This window comes from Serratia proteamaculans, assembly GCF_949794035.1.
Lineage (GTDB): Bacteria > Pseudomonadota > Gammaproteobacteria > Enterobacterales > Enterobacteriaceae > Serratia > Serratia proteamaculans.
The window spans coordinates 2,263,158-2,277,563 of sequence record NZ_OX461105.1; the positions used below are offsets into that span (position 1 = coordinate 2,263,158).

The 14,406-nt window shown below is 55.6% G+C and carries 14 protein-coding genes; 7 read left to right on the top strand and 7 right to left on the bottom strand.

Going from position 1 to position 14,406, the window contains the following annotated elements:
• Positions 1–155 precede the first annotated feature (155 nt).
• On the top strand, positions 156–1,535 hold the full coding sequence (gene ertD, locus QOT07_RS10645) for a hydantoin-5-propionate amidohydrolase (RefSeq protein ID WP_283603079.1): 1,380 nt from the start codon (positions 156–158) through the stop codon (positions 1,533–1,535).
• The gene (gene ertE / locus QOT07_RS10650) at positions 1,532–2,782 is read left to right on the top strand and encodes an N-carbamyl-l-glutamate amidohydrolase ErtE (protein ID WP_283603080.1); all 1,251 of its coding nucleotides are present in this window, start codon (positions 1,532–1,534) and stop codon (positions 2,780–2,782) included. The genes ertD and ertE overlap by 4 nt, the downstream gene beginning before the upstream one ends.
• 248 nt (positions 2,783–3,030) lie before the next feature.
• Here ertE and pckA read toward each other — a convergent pair whose 3' ends face one another.
• Positions 3,031–4,650: a phosphoenolpyruvate carboxykinase (ATP) gene (pckA, locus tag QOT07_RS10655; protein WP_283603081.1), complete on the bottom strand. Its 1,620-nt coding sequence runs from the start codon at positions 4,648–4,650 to the stop codon at positions 3,031–3,033.
• Between the two features lie 490 nt (positions 4,651–5,140).
• Here pckA and QOT07_RS10660 point away from each other — a divergent pair, with 490 nt between their 5' ends.
• Both QOT07_RS10660 and QOT07_RS10665 read left to right on the top strand, forming a co-directional pair.
• Positions 5,141–6,484: a 2-hydroxycarboxylate transporter family protein gene (locus QOT07_RS10660; RefSeq protein ID WP_099065598.1), complete on the top strand. Its 1,344-nt coding sequence runs from the start codon at positions 5,141–5,143 to the stop codon at positions 6,482–6,484.
• 306 nt (positions 6,485–6,790) lie between these two features.
• Entirely contained in the window at positions 6,791–8,221 is a 1,431-nt protein-coding gene (locus QOT07_RS10665; RefSeq protein ID WP_283603082.1) for a serralysin family metalloprotease, read from the top strand.
• A 150-nt stretch (positions 8,222–8,371) separates the two neighbouring features.
• Here QOT07_RS10665 and QOT07_RS10670 read toward each other — a convergent pair whose 3' ends face one another.
• A complete protein-coding gene (locus QOT07_RS10670; RefSeq protein ID WP_085116409.1) occupies positions 8,372–8,581 on the bottom strand; it encodes a hypothetical protein in 210 nt (69 codons plus the stop codon).
• A gap of 168 nt (positions 8,582–8,749) precedes the next feature.
• On the opposite strand from QOT07_RS10670, the gene QOT07_RS10675 reads away from it, so the two are divergent.
• Positions 8,750–8,917 (top strand): hypothetical protein, encoded by a 168-nt coding sequence (locus QOT07_RS10675; protein ID WP_198404512.1) that lies wholly within the window; start codon positions 8,750–8,752, stop codon positions 8,915–8,917.
• A 33-nt stretch (positions 8,918–8,950) separates the two neighbouring features.
• Here QOT07_RS10675 and QOT07_RS10680 read toward each other — a convergent pair whose 3' ends face one another.
• Complete coding sequence (locus tag QOT07_RS10680; protein WP_017892602.1) at positions 8,951–9,088, bottom strand: hypothetical protein; 138 nt, start codon at positions 9,086–9,088, stop codon at positions 8,951–8,953.
• An 18-nt stretch (positions 9,089–9,106) separates the two neighbouring features.
• A complete protein-coding gene (gene yniD, locus QOT07_RS10685; RefSeq protein WP_012144841.1) occupies positions 9,107–9,214 on the bottom strand; it encodes a small membrane protein YniD in 108 nt (35 codons plus the stop codon).
• A 333-nt stretch (positions 9,215–9,547) separates the two neighbouring features.
• Here yniD and QOT07_RS10690 point away from each other — a divergent pair, with 333 nt between their 5' ends.
• A complete protein-coding gene (locus QOT07_RS10690) occupies positions 9,548–9,940 on the top strand; it encodes an ASCH domain-containing protein (RefSeq protein WP_085116410.1) in 393 nt (130 codons plus the stop codon).
• Between the two features lie 4 nt (positions 9,941–9,944).
• Positions 9,945–10,544, top strand: a complete 600-nt coding sequence (locus tag QOT07_RS10695; protein ID WP_198404513.1) for a cysteine peptidase family C39 domain-containing protein — start codon at positions 9,945–9,947, stop codon at positions 10,542–10,544.
• 54 nt (positions 10,545–10,598) lie between these two features.
• On the opposite strand, the gene QOT07_RS10700 is transcribed toward QOT07_RS10695, so the two are convergent.
• The 3 genes from QOT07_RS10700 to QOT07_RS10710 form a co-directional block, all read right to left on the bottom strand.
• On the bottom strand, positions 10,599–10,838 hold the full coding sequence (locus QOT07_RS10700) for a YebV family protein (RefSeq protein ID WP_085116412.1): 240 nt from the start codon (positions 10,836–10,838) through the stop codon (positions 10,599–10,601).
• A 136-nt stretch (positions 10,839–10,974) separates the two neighbouring features.
• Positions 10,975–11,907 (bottom strand): Csu type fimbrial protein, encoded by a 933-nt coding sequence (locus tag QOT07_RS10705; RefSeq protein WP_207980047.1) that lies wholly within the window; start codon positions 11,905–11,907, stop codon positions 10,975–10,977.
• 18 nt (positions 11,908–11,925) lie between these two features.
• On the bottom strand, positions 11,926–14,400 hold the full coding sequence (locus QOT07_RS10710) for a fimbria/pilus outer membrane usher protein (RefSeq protein WP_430523290.1): 2,475 nt from the start codon (positions 14,398–14,400) through the stop codon (positions 11,926–11,928).
• Positions 14,401–14,406: the final 6 nt, after the last annotated feature.

Here is a 14,406-nt window from a genome sequence, read left to right on the forward strand (position 1 = left end):
ATTTTGTTATGCATGAGTGATAAACAAGCATAAGACAGAATAGACAGCCTCACCCTACACTGGCCTCGGTATCGGCACAACAGGCCGATTGATAAGTTGAGAAGCGTGCATTTTTATGCAGTTCTCGGGCGTATTGGAATAAGGGGTGAGGCGCTATGAATTTGAGTCAACGGCCAGAGCTGGTGGTCAAGGGTAACCTGGTGGATGCCGAGCGGGTGACGCCTGACGGCTGGCTGGCGATCGCCGGCGGTAAAATCATTGGCAGCGGCAGCGGGCAGGCACCTGAGGCCGAACAGGTGATCGACGCCCATGGCAAGTGGATCCTGCCGGGGGTGATTGACGGTCAGGTGCATTCGGGCAGCCAGGCCAATCAGGAAGGCCTGGGCTGGGCATCGCGGGCGGCGGCGGCGGGGGGCGTCACGGTGATGGTCGATATGCCCTATGACGATCCGGAGCCGGTGGCAAGCCGTGCCCTGCTGGAGGCCAAAATTGCCGAGGTAGAGCGTGATTGCCATGTCGACGTGGCGCTGTTTGGCACCCTGAACCCCACCTACGGGTTTGACGCCGCCGCCGGGCTGATTGAAGGTGGAGTCTGCGCCTTCAAGTTCTCCACTTTTGAAGCCACGCCGGGCCGTTTCCCTCGGGTAGATGAAGATGACCTGATGCACGCCTTCCAACTGATTGCGCCGACCGGGCTGGCCTGTGCGGTGCATAACCAAATGCAGGAGCTGACGCGCAAGAATATCCAACGGATGACCGAGGCGGGTGACACCGGCTGGGATGCCTTTATGCGTGCCCACACGCCGTTGATCGAGAATCTGGCGACGGCGCTGATCTATGAGATGGGGGCGGAAAGCGGCGCGCGCGCCCACGCCGTACACGTTTCCACCTCGCGGGGTTTCGAACTCTACCGGATGTATCAGCAAGCGGGCTATCCGGTCAGCATTGAGACCTGCGTGCAGTACCTGATGCTGAACCACGAACAGCACACGCGTCAGTTTGGTGCCAAGACCAAGCACTACCCGCCGATCCGCCCGCAAGCGGAAACCGAACTGCTGTGGAGCCATATTGCGCAGGGTAACTGTACTTTTGTTTCTTCCGATCACGTCAGCTGGGGGCTGGAACGTAAAGGGGAGGCCAACGTATTCAAAAATGCCTCCGGCGGACCGGGGCTGGAGACGCTATTACCGGCGCTGTGGACCGGCTGTGAACAGCATGGCATTGCGCCGACCACCGTAGCGCAACTGCTGTGCCGCAACCCGGCGCGCCATTTCCTGCTCGACGATCGTAAAGGTGGCTTCGATATCGGTATGGATGCTGACTTCGTTATTTTGAAGCCTGAACATTACCGCTTCGATCCGGCCAACAGTCTGTCGGCGGTGAAGTGGAGCGCCTTTGAGGGCATGGAATTCAGCGTACGGGTGGAAACCACTTATTGCCGCGGTCAGGCGGTGTTTGCCGATGGCCATATTGTCAATTCGCCGGGGACGGGCCAGTTTTTGCGCCCGCATGCTGCCAAAGGAGAGAGTCAATGACCGAATTAATCAATAGCGAGCGCTTGTGGGCCCGGGTCAATCACCTGGCGCAGATGACACTGCCGGAGGTGCCCTGGACGCGCCGTGCCTTTACGCCATTGTTCAGTGAGGCGCGTCTCTGGCTGGCGGAACAAATGAAACAGGCCGGGTTGACGGTGACGCTGGACGAGGGCGGCAATCTGATTGGGCGCCGCGCCGGGCTACGTAAGGATTTGGCGCCGATCGTCACCGGTTCGCATTGCGATACCGTGGTTGGCGGCGGCCGCTATGACGGCATTATCGGCGTACTGGCGGGGATTGAGATCGCCCATTGCCTGCACCAGCAGGCGATAGCTTTGCAGCACCCATTTGAGGTGATCGACTTTCTGTCCGAGGAACCGAGCGATTACGGGATTTCCTGCGTGGGCAGCCGGGCGCTAAGTGGTGAGTTGGACAGCGGTATGCTGGCGGCGAAGAACGCGCAGGGGGAAACGCTGGCGGCAGCGATGAGGCGAATCGGCGCTCATCCGGAAAAACTGACCCAGCCGCTGCGCTTGCCTGGCGGCACCGCCGCCTATGTCGAGTTGCACATCGAGCAGGGACCGGTGCTGGAGCGCCAGCAATTGCCGATTGGCGTGGTGACGCACATTGTCGGCATTCGCCGGGTCCTGGTGACGGTGATTGGCCAGCCGGATCACTCCGGGACCACGCCAATGGATATTCGTCGTGATGCGCTGGTGGGCGCGGCACAGGTGATCGAACAGGCGCATGCGGCAGCCTCGCAGCAGAGCGGTAATCCGCACTATGTGGTGGCGACCGTGGGCCGTATTGCCATGACGCCCAACGTGCCTAATGCGGTGCCGGGCCGGGTGGAGCTGATGCTTGAGGTGCGTAGCGACAGTCAGCAGGTGTTGGATAGCTTCCCTGAGTTACTGCTGGAAAGTTGTCAGCCACGTTTGCAGAGCCTGGGTTTGCAGGCGGAGTTGCAACATGTCAGCCGGGCACGGCCCACGGCCTGTGCGGAAACGGTGATGCAGGCGATCGACGGTGCTGCGCAGTCGCTCGGGCTGGCCAGCCGTCGGCTACCGAGCGGTGCCGGGCATGATGCGGTCTATATGGCAGCCACCGGGCCGGTGGGGATGGTGTTTATTCCCTGTCTGAATGGGCGCAGTCATTGCCCAGAGGAGTCGATTACCGAACAGCAGTTGGCCGATGGAGCCAGGGTGCTGGCGCAGGCGCTGATCAATCTGGATACGCAACTGGCGTAAAAAAGGGGCCGACGGGCCCCTTGAGGTTGATGGCTAAATTGTCTTTTAGACCGAGATACTCGGGCCTAGCGCACCGAGGGGCCATTATGGGACACGTCCGTGTGTCCCACCCTACGGGCCGACGAAGTCGTTCCAATTTGCTCCCGGCAAATTGGTCGGCAGCCAAGGCTGCTACGACCCCTCCGGCACGCTCTCCCTAATAACAAGCTTTGTCAGACGTCTAAAGACACCATTGTGCCTTTGCAGTCTTAAAGCTTGGGACCGGCGCTGACCAGCTTTTCGCCGGCTGGCGTCACGGTGTATTTTGCGAAGTTATCGATAAAGCGTTGCGCCAGATCCTGCGCCTTCTCCTGCCACAAGGATTCGTCGGCGTAGGTTTTGCGCGGGTCGAGGATCGAAGGATCAACTCCCGGCAGTGCCGTCGGGACCGCCAGGCCAAAGATTGGCAGGGTGAAGGTCTCGGCGTGCTCAATCTCACCGTTCAGAATAGCATCGATGATGCCACGCGTATCCTTGATGGAAATACGCTTGCCGCTGCCGTTCCAACCGGTATTCACCAGATAGGCCTGAGCGCCAGCCGCCTCCATGCGTTTCACCAGCACTTCGGCGTATTGCGTCGGATGCAGCGTCAGGAACGCGGCGCCGAAACAGGCGGAGAAGGTTGGGGTTGGCGTGGTGATGCCGCGCTCGGTACCAGCCAGCTTGGCGGTAAAACCAGACAGGAAGTGGTACTGGGTTTGTTCCGGCGTCAGGCGTGACACCGGCGGCAGCACCCCGAAGGCATCCGCAGTCAGGAAGATGATTTTCTTCGCGTGACCGGCTTTGGACACCGGTTTGACGATGTTCTCGATATGCTCAATCGGGTAGGAGACGCGGGTGTTTTCAGTCTTGCTGGCGTCATCGAAATCGATGCTGCCATCGGCCAGCACCTGCACGTTTTCCAGCAGTGCGTCACGGCGGATCGCCTGATAAATCTCCGGCTCGGCCTGTTGCGACAGCTTGATGGTCTTGGCGTAGCAGCCGCCTTCAAAGTTGAACACGCCGTCATGGTCCCAGCCGTGTTCGTCATCACCGATCAATTGACGCTTGGGATCGGTGGAGAGGGTGGTTTTACCGGTACCGGACAGGCCAAAGAACACCGCCACATCACCTTGTTCGCCGACGTTGGCCGAACAATGCATCGAGGCGATCCCCTGCAGCGGCAACAGGTAGTTCATGATTGAGAACAGGCCCTTCTTCATTTCGCCGCCGTACCAGGTTCCGCCGATCAACTGAATACGTTCGGTCAGGTTAAAGGCGACGAAGTTCTCTGAATGCAGCCCCTGCTGTTGCCAGTCCGGGTTGGTGCATTTGGCTCCGTTCATCACTACGAAGTCCGGTTCGAAATTCTGCAGTTCTTCATCCGTCGGGCGGATAAACATATTTTTGACAAAGTGCGCCTGCCAGGCCACCTCGGTGATGAAACGGACCTTCAGGCGGGTGTCGGCATTGGCGCCGCAGAAGGCGTCCACCACAAACAGACGCTTGCCGGAAAGCTGGTTACCCACCAGGGTTTTCAGATGCTGCCACACTTCCGGCGACAGTGGCTGGTTGTCGTTTTTGCCGGTGCCGTTATCGGACCACCAGACGGTATCGCGCGTGGTGTCGCCACGGACAATGTATTTATCTTTCGGCGAACGACCGGTGAATTCACCGGTATCGACGTTGACCGCACCAAGCTGGGTCAGCGTACCGCGCTCCAGTGCCGGCAGGTCGGCACGGGTTTCTTCGGTAAACAGTTGTTCATAGCTTGGGTTATGGACGATTTCGGTAGCCTGATGGATGCCGTAACGGGCCAGCGTTTGTGGGGTAATCGCGATTGAAGACATATCCTACTTCCTTATTAGTGCTATGCCTGTCGGCTTTCAGAGCACCCTATTGTCGGCAACAACCTGAAAGCCATGGGGCATATATTATTGCCTGTTTTCTGCACGGTGCCGCGTGCAGGAGCAGGCTCGGGTACAGCTGACCGGATTCAGCTAATTACCGCTCCGGTTCTCATTAGTAAACGCACGGATTTTTACTTCCATCTATAGCATAGCAGCGAATTTACGCCTGATTATTTTAATTACAAAACGCTGACGATAATTAATTAAAACCAACATCAGTGGAGGCTCACAATATTGGATTAATAAGGCGTAATTTGATTACGTATTTTTATTTTTTATCATATCGTCTGGGCTGTCTACTATTTTAATCATTATAAAAAATCAAAGTCTCCATCGTGTCTATGATAATAATTTGTTTTAACTCTTTAAATTATTTCATATGGCGTTAGACGATCCGCTCCACACTGAACACTTGTCAGCAGGGTGAATAATGAAACAGATAAATGCAGAAATTGCCTGTGAGAAAGATGCGTTGCAGCCTGATCCTTCAGGATTAATTAACCAAATCCGGCAAATGAATATCGGTGCCGTGCCGGTGGCGTTGTTTATCACTATTTGTGCCATTGTTGCCGTTTCGGCTTATGCCAACTTCTTGCCAAAGAATATGATCGGTGGCTTGGCGGTGATTATGACGCTGGGTTTTGCACTGGCGCATTTAGGCAAAAGCATTCCGGTGCTGCGTGATATCGGCGGTCCGGCCATTCTGTGCCTGATGGTGCCTTCGGTGTTGGTCTACTTTAATTTCTTCCAGCCGAACGTGATGGGGACCGTCCATCTGCTGATGAAAGACGCCAACCTGCTGTACTTTGTTATCGCCAGTCTGGTGGTCGGCAGCATTCTCGGCATGAACCGGGTGATCCTGATCCAGGGCATGATCCGCATGTTTGTGCCGCTGGTGATCGGTACGGTGACCGCGGTAGCGACCGGGCTGCTGGTGGGCAAGCTGTTTGGCTTCACCTTTTACCATACCTTCTTCTTTATCATTGTGCCGATTATCGGTGGCGGTATCGGCGAGGGCATATTGCCGCTGTCGCTGGCTTATTCTGCCATTCTGGGATCGACGCCGGACGTGTACGTGGCACAACTGGCCCCGGCGGCGGTACTGGGTAATATCTTCGCTATTGTGGCGGCAGGCGTGTTGGCGCGTTTGGGGATGAAGCGCAAGGCGCTGAGCGGTGACGGCATGTTGATCCGTTCGGCAGAGGAAAACGCGGTGTTTGCCATCAAGGAAACCAACGGCAACGTCGATTTTCAACTGATGGGCGGTGGGCTGTTGGTGATCTGCGCCTTCTTTATCGTCGGCGGTCTGTTCGAACACATCGTGCATATTCCCGGCCCGGTGCTGATGATTCTGTTTGCGGTACTGTGCAAATACTGTCGGGTGATCCCAACTTCAATGGAAACCGGTGCTCACAGTTTTTATAAATTCGTTTCAACCGCGCTGGTGTGGCCGTTGATGATTGGTCTGGGCATGTTGTATGTGCCGCTGGAAAGCGTGGTGGCGGTCTTCTCGGTGGGCTATGTGGTGGTTTGCGGTTCGGTGGTGTTGTCGATGGGACTGGTGAGTTTCCTGATTGCGCCTTACCTGAAAATGTACCCGGTAGAAGCGGCGATCGTCACCTGCTGCCACAGTGGGTTAGGCGGAACCGGCGACGTGGCGATCCTCTCCGCCTCCAACCGTATGGGGTTGATGCCGTTTGCGCAAATCGCCACGCGTATCGGCGGTGCGTCCACCGTCATTGGTGCCACATTGTTGTTGGGTTGGTTAATCTGAGTCCAGACTGAATTATGGATACCGGGGTGGATTGCCCCGGTTTTTTTATTTGTGTTACTGAAAATAATAAGCAGCCAAATGGAGAGGGAATAGTCGAGATTATTTTTCCTCAGATAATTCTGTATTTTAAACCAAAGCGTCTATTCTTTTATTTAAGGGATTATCGTTCTCATCAAGAGTACTCATGGAGGGTGCCAACCGCATTACCGATATCCCCGTATTTATTCAGCACCGGACCCGGGCCATTAAGGCCATCCGTCAGTGATGTCGTCGACACACTGAAATGACAAATATGGAGATATTGGTATGTCATCAAGCAATCAACAGGCTAACGCCTCCGCCGAAGCTATCAGCGTATTGGCCCTGCAGGGCGCTTATAAACCCGATAGCGATCCGTTGCTGAACGTGATTCATCCCTCAAAAAGTTTTGAAAATGCCGGGCTGGAACTGATCCGTGGCGACCGAAGCTGGCATGATAAAGGCGTGACCGATACCCCGGTTAACCTGAGTTACAGTTTTTGGGAACAGGCACCGGGCAATATGTCGAGTATGGCGATCGGCGGATTCAGCAGCTTTAATCAACAGCAGCGTGAACAGGCGAAACTTTCACTGCAATCCTGGTCAGACGTCGCCAATATCACCTTTACCGAGACCAGTAACACCCAAAACGCCAATATCAAATTTGGCCTGTTTGATGTCAGCTCTCGCGGCTCTTATGCCTTTGCGTATAACCCGGACTCTTCTGCGTCGGTGGCGGGGCAAACCTGGTATAACGCCACAAGTAATGTCTTTGCCAAAAACCTGATCCACGAAAACGAATATGGCCGCCAGACGCTAACCCATGAAATTGGCCATGCGCTGGGGTTGCAGCATCCGGGGGATTACAATGCCGCACCGGGTGTGAGTATTACTTACAACCAGGATGCGACTTATTTCGAAGACAGTCGCGCCCACAGCGTGATGAGCTATTTCAGCGAGAGCAGCACTGGCCAGGATTTCCAGGGCGCTTACTCTTCCGCGCCGTTGTTAAATGACATTACCGCCATCCAGCATTTCTATGGTGCCAATATGACCACCCGCAGCGGTGATACGATCTACGGTTTTAACTCCAACACCGATCGCGATTTCCTCACCGCTACCGGAGCACAGGATAAAATTGTGTTTAGCGCCTGGGACGCTGGCGGTACGGACACTTTTGATTTCTCGGGTTTTAGCCAGAACCAACGTATTAACCTCAATGAGCAATCTTTCTCTGACGTGGGAGGACTGAAGGGTAACGTTTCGATTGCTGCCGGCGTGACCATCGAAAACGCTTTTGGCGGTGCCGGAAACGATGTGATCATCGGCAACGACACCAATAATATTTTGATGGGCGGCGCGGGGGACGACATTTTGTACGGCGGTGGTGAGTCGGATCATTTGTTTGGTAATGAGGGCAAAGACACCTTCGTTTATTTCGCTGCCAACGAGTCACGCGCTGATGCACCGGACTGGATCGTGGATTTTGTTAGCGGCGAGGACAAGATAGATCTGTCGTTGTTTAACACCGGTGGCAGCAAGGGTATCGAATTTGTCAGCCAGTTCAGCGGCAAGGCCGGTGAGGCAATGCTGAGCTACGACGCGCAGGCACAGGTCAGCGATTTAGCCATCAATCTGGGCGGTGGGTTTGACGCCAGTGATTTTCTGGTGAAAGTGGTGGGTCAACCACTGGAAACCAGTGATTTCGTGCTGGCCTGAGGACAGATGGCAATAAAAATTCGGCATTTTGAGGAAAAACCCGACAATTCCTATTAATTTCGTCATGTTAGCCTGACATAGTAGCGCACAGAAGGCCGGGCTTGCATACCTCGGGCTTCTGCCGAATCGCCAACCCTTCCGGTTGGCGATTCATTTTCCATCTTTCAGCATGTTGATCGCTGCGCCAATCAGGATCCGGCGTTCAATGTCATGACAGTCTGCCAGTTGTTGCGCCAGATGCTTTGCCAGCGTTTCTACCGATAAAACCTCGCCGCGATGGCGCAACTGCATCACGCTGTCGCCGATCAAGCGTGCCACTTCATCCCACACGGGTTTTATCTCCTGCTCCGAGAACATCATCGCTTACCTCGGCTGGGTGATTTTTGGTCAATGTAGCAGTTGAGCCAGGGGTTCGCCACCGCGCCGATCGCACAATATTAAATCAGGAAGCATAAAAAATAAGCCATCAGTGTTTCTTCTGGTTTTTTCGCCCAATACTGACCTTGTTAAATTACTGGAGGGCGAATAATGAAACTGGTCGATCAACTGGCTGTGTACCATCGCCGAAGCCAAGGGGCCGAAGTGCCGCATTGGCTGTGTCGTTTTTGGTTGCCACAAGGGGAGGCGCGGATCGCCTATCTGCGCGAGCTGTTGGAGCCGGAGGTCAAACAACCCGCAGAGCGGGAACCTGGATAATAGGGTGCCAGCCAGTGTCCGGCCGGGCTGGCTTTACTCGAGAATATCCTCGATCTCTTCCAGTACCTGATGACCCAGTTCGGTGGTAATCATTAAAATGCCGCAGACTAAAATAACCAGCGCAAGCAGCAGTAAGGCGATTTGTACGCCGTTGCCATTACGTTTTGCCATTCGTATTGCTCCCTGCCATTAACCAAAGACTATCGCTGCCCAGCGTAATAACAGCAGGGCGAGACAGATCAGCAGCAGGATCAAAAACATCTTCCAGTGCTTGGTGCGCATGCGTTTTGTTGCCAATGTGACCTCCTGTGGTGCTTATTAGCTGAAATACCAGCCGACGATAACAAAGATAACAATCGCCGCCACCGCCAGCACTTTTAACAAGTCGCTGAAAGTGTCATCGGAGTCTTTGTCGTCATTCTTCATTTTGTTGCCGCCTGGCCAATAGCCATGGAGTGAATTGCGTCCACAGTATGCCTGTTGTGCCGACGCAGGCACAGGGATTTACCCGAAACAGCCTATAAAAGATAGGGGAATAGGCCACAGTGGCGTGAATACGGCAGGTGGAGGCCGCAGGGAATACGTTGTACTATTCTGTCTGCACAATGATTCATTCAATAAGGTATGGCAATGGCGAGCGAAATTCCGAAGAAATACGAAAACACCGAGCGTTGGGCATTCGGCAACACCGAGCAGCAGGCCGATGACGTGGTCAAGCTGATCCTCAACGGGACCAAGACGGCAACCTGTGCCAATCTCGATGGCGAAGGCATCCCACTGGCCGGCGACGTGTTTGTGGTGGTGGACGGTAAAGGTGACCCGGTGTGTGCGGTAGAACTGACGTCGGTAGAGATGAAAACCTACGATCAGGTTGATGAAGCCCATGCTTTTGCCGAAGGGGAAGGTGACCGTTCTCTGGCCTATTGGCGTAAAGAGTTGCAGAGCTTCTTTGAAGAGTACGAGTTGTTCTCACCGGATATGACGCTGGTGCTGATGAATTTCAAAGTGGCAGAGACTTTCTGATTTGATGTCCTCTGTCCCTTACGTCTGCCAATGGGCGACGCCCGAGTTGGCGGCCGATCTGATTGCCGGGCGTGTGACGCTGGCGGATGATGTTAACTGGGCGCGCAGCGGCGCGCGCGATCGGGCGGAATACATCGAATGGGCTAACCACGTCTGTGGCATGGCCTGTCTGAGAATGGTACTTAGCCATCGAGATGGTGAGGCGCCCTCGCTGCTGGAGTTGGCGCGCCGTAGTCTGCCGTACGGTGCTTACGTTCGTGAAGGCGAGCGTATCAAGGGGCTGATTTACGCGCCCTTTGTCGACTATGTGCGTGAGCAGTTTGCGCTGGAATCTGAGGTGAGGGTCGGTATCGAGCCGGAAGACTTGCCACTGGTGTTGTCGCAACGGCGTTATTTTATCGCTTCGGTACATCCCGGCATTCGCCAGCCCGAGCAGACGCCACCCCAGCGTGGCGGTCATCTGGTGTTGGTGACCGCCGCTGAGGCCGATCGCGTAACCTTCCATAACCCTTCGGGTGACAGCCCGGCCACGCGCCAACAGGTGACTTTACCGCTGAGCAGCTTTGGCCGTTTCTTCGCCGGTCGCGGTATTGCTATCACATAAAAAAACGCGCCGTGTTCCTGAGGGGACACCGCGCGTTCTTCAGTTTGTCGTCGTTCATTCCAATCGCATCACCCAGGCATCGCTCTGCCGATCGTAATGTTGCTTGTACAACAGCGATTGCTTGCCATCGAGTATCGCCGGAATGCTGGTGTGCTCATCCCAACCGTCTAACTGCATGCACAGGTCGGGATCCGACTTGCAAGGGATCGCCAGCGTGCTGGCCTGCTCGGACGAGGAGGATAAATGCGCGTCATCGACCTCGAAACTGCCTATTTTCACCACGGTTTTGCCCATTGGAACTCCTGCTTGATCTGCTGGTATGAGGTGTGACCAGTTGAGGTCGTCATCATTAGCATAGTCAAATGAGCAAAAAATGCCACATAAAAAATACAAGCTGGCAACATCGACGATCCGTGACTAGCGCAGGGGCTTAATACTCCACCACAAAACTGATGTTGTCCTGGTAGGTTCCCACCGGCACTTCGGTTTGCGCCGGGTTGATCTGAGCCAGGTACGGGATACTTTGTGCCAGCCCGGTACCGGCGCCTGCTTGTTTGTTGGTGCTGTTCCACACCGTGGTACTGTTGGGCAGGTAGATTTGATACTGCATATAGTTGCTGGTGCCGTTTTTCATTCGCCGCCAGCCGGTGACCGGGTTATTGCCGTCGGTAAAGTAGGTGTTGTAACCCTCGGTTTTGGTGCAGGTGAGGGTAATGCTTTGGTTCACCGGGTTAAACTGCCCGACCAGCGCCATGCTGCCAAAGTTGACGTTCTGCGCGGTGCCGAACAGGCAGTCTTTGGTAAGGATCAGGTTAATCGTCACGGTACTGGGTTTATTGGTGCCATCCCACCAAATGCACAATCCGATCAAACCCAGCCCGCAGATATGGTAGTTCCACACCAGGTTGACCGTGTCGGTATAGGTGCCGGAGCGGACGTTGGCCCCGGCGGTGGTTTTGATGTACAGCGGAAAGTTGACGTTGGGGGAGATCAGGATCAGCGTCAACAGGTTCAATGAGCTGTAATCGATGGTTTGCCCGACGGTATAGGGATACTGGTAATTCGCATCGGGATAAATCAGATAGGGGATTTTATCGCCGGAACCGTCGGTGTTGGCCAGCGCCATGGTATTGGTGGTCGAGTTTATTTTTACCGTCACGGTATTTTGCGTCAACAGCGATAGTCCCAAGCCACTGCAGTTGAGTCCGGCGGTACCCTGGGCGCTGAGTGAGCCATTATAAACGGCAAATGTGCTGCTGCCTGGCAGGGTGACGCTGCCGTTGGTGGTGGTGCAGTCGGCCAGCGCTTGTCGGCCGGTGAACAGCAGCAGCGCCAGTAATAACGCTTTGGATCCACTAATCATCTTTTTCTCCATCATGAGTTACTGGCACACAATTGGTCCGATGCTTTGGATGCCCTGGGTTTTGGTCAGGCTAAATTGCGCCTGGCAGGGGGCGCTACCGTCTGCCGGAATGACGCTCAGCCGGTTTTGCAATTGCACCGGATCCACATAGACCATGCCATCCCAGCCAACATAGCTTTGCTGATTGCTGCCGACGATGGCCACCTCGCTGCCGTTGGCCAGCGGTTTGCCCTGGGTATCGACCAGTTTGACGTCGGCGGCGGAAATCTGCTGGATAGGGAAATCGACCAAGAACCCGCTGTGATCGCGGATCGCCACGGTTTTCTCCACGGTGGGAACCGCCACGTCCGCCGGCAGATTAAGCGGGTCGATTTGGAATTTGGCGTGGTAATAGGAGGTGACGGTGGGCACCAGCAGATAGCCTTTGGCGTTGGTCACGCCGATTAACTGATTTTCATAACGCACCGGAATATCCGGGTAGCCTTCGGTAGAGATCAGGGCGAAGGCGTCGTTAATGGTATTGGTAGCGTACAGATCGCCTTGCATTGCCACCAGAGAACCGCTCACTTCCCCCCAGCGGGTATAATCATCGCTGTTGCCGTACATCCCGCCGCGGGCCTCGAGCAGACGGGTGCGCCAGGTGATATCGGCCTGACTATAGCTGTCGCTGCTCTGTCCATCCGCGTAGGCCAGGTTCCAGCCCAAACCGCCGTCGGTCGGTGCCGCGCGGCTGTAGCTGACGCGTTGGTTCCAGCGATTGTTGTTGTCGCGAGAGGCGCTGACGCTGGCGGTCCCCCAGGTGTCGAAGGGAATGGACAGTTGCAGTTGGGCACTGTAGCCGCTGCTGCCGATTTCGCGGTTCACCGACGCATACAGGCTGGTATTGCGCCACAGCGAAATGCTGTAGGAGAAGTTGACCAGGCGAGTGCGCTGACCAATGGCGTCACGGACATCAAAATAGCCGGCGCCAATGCTACCGAACCGGTTCAGGCCGATACTGCCAGTCAGTTGATCGGTACGGCGGCTCAGACGATAGTCGCTTTTATACACCGAAATATCCCCGAAACCGGCGCTGCGCAGGATGCGCTGGGCATTCAGGCTGTAATAGCGGTTGCTGTAGGTGTAGCCGATGCTGCTCTGATCGCCATGATTGGTGCTGTACTGATAGACCGGCTGCGGATCGGGCTGAGGGATAGGTTGACCGGTCAGCGGATCGTAGTAGTTGGGCTGTTGCGAAGGCTGATAATCATTAAAAGCGTTATCGCTGGCCTGGCTGTAGCTGTAAGAGGCGTTGAATACCCCCCACTGGCCAACACGAATATTGGCCCCGGCGCCGCCCACCGCTAGCTCAGCGGCACCTTCGGCACGTCCTTCCAGGGTTAACCAATCCGTGACGCCGTAACGTCCGCTGCCACTGGCCACCCACTGGCCGTAATCGGCAGAGCTGATGCCATAATTGCGCCGCAGGGCACCGGAAGACAGGCTGAAGTCGCTCATGCCAGCCTGCAACAGATTACTGGCGACATAAAACGGCACCACGGTACTGACTTGTCGGCCCAGTGCATCGGTGGTGACGACGGTGGCTTGCCCGGCACCGTTGATGTAAGGCACGGTATCCAGGGTGAAAGGGCCGGGGTTAACGCTGGTACTGCTGTTTTTATAGCTGTTGATATACAGATCAACACTGCTGGGTAGCGCTGCCTGGCCGGAGAACTGCGGCAGCGGGTAGGTGATCAGATCGGGCCGGGAGGCAAAATTACGCGCCAGCTGGACGCCGCCGATACGCACCGAGCTGCTCCAGGTCAGCGCGCCTGTAGCGAGATCGCCCGCGGTATAGCTGAGCAGGCGGTCGTCATCATTGTAGCGCCATTGGCTGTCATAGCGGATATAGCGGTTGTCCTGGTCACTGTTGGCGGAGGTGTTAAAGCTGCCGCGGAAAATACCGGTGTTGGACACCACGCCAAAGCCGTCGAACAGCCGCTGTTCGGTCCAGGCAGAAAGATAGCCCGGCTGACCGTTGGCGCTGCTTTGACTGGCGTAAAGATCGTAATTGAACAGCAGACCGAGGCTGCTCTGTGCCGGCAGGCGATCCAACGGGTTCTGAGCGTTGAATTTCTGCTTGGGTAGCCAGTCATTGGGGACGTTGATCATCAACTGCTGGGTTTCACCACTGTAGGTGACGTCCACTTTATCTAATTGGTCGACCGCAATTTCTTTCGCCTGTTTATCCGCTACCGGCAGACCGGCGTCGAGCAATTGCTGAGGTGTGAGGTAATAGTGGCCGCCACGGTAAGTCACCGGCACCACTTTTCCGGTCTGGCGGCCATTGACCACCGGCTCCAGATACAACGTGGTATCCGGCATACTGATGGCGCTGGGCGGCGGCGGTAAATCATCGGCGTAGGAATAGGGTAGCCACGGCGTGGCCACTGCGCACAGTACGGCGAATGCTAACGGCTTCAGACCGAATCCGTTACGCCTGGGTGACGGCATGCTGGT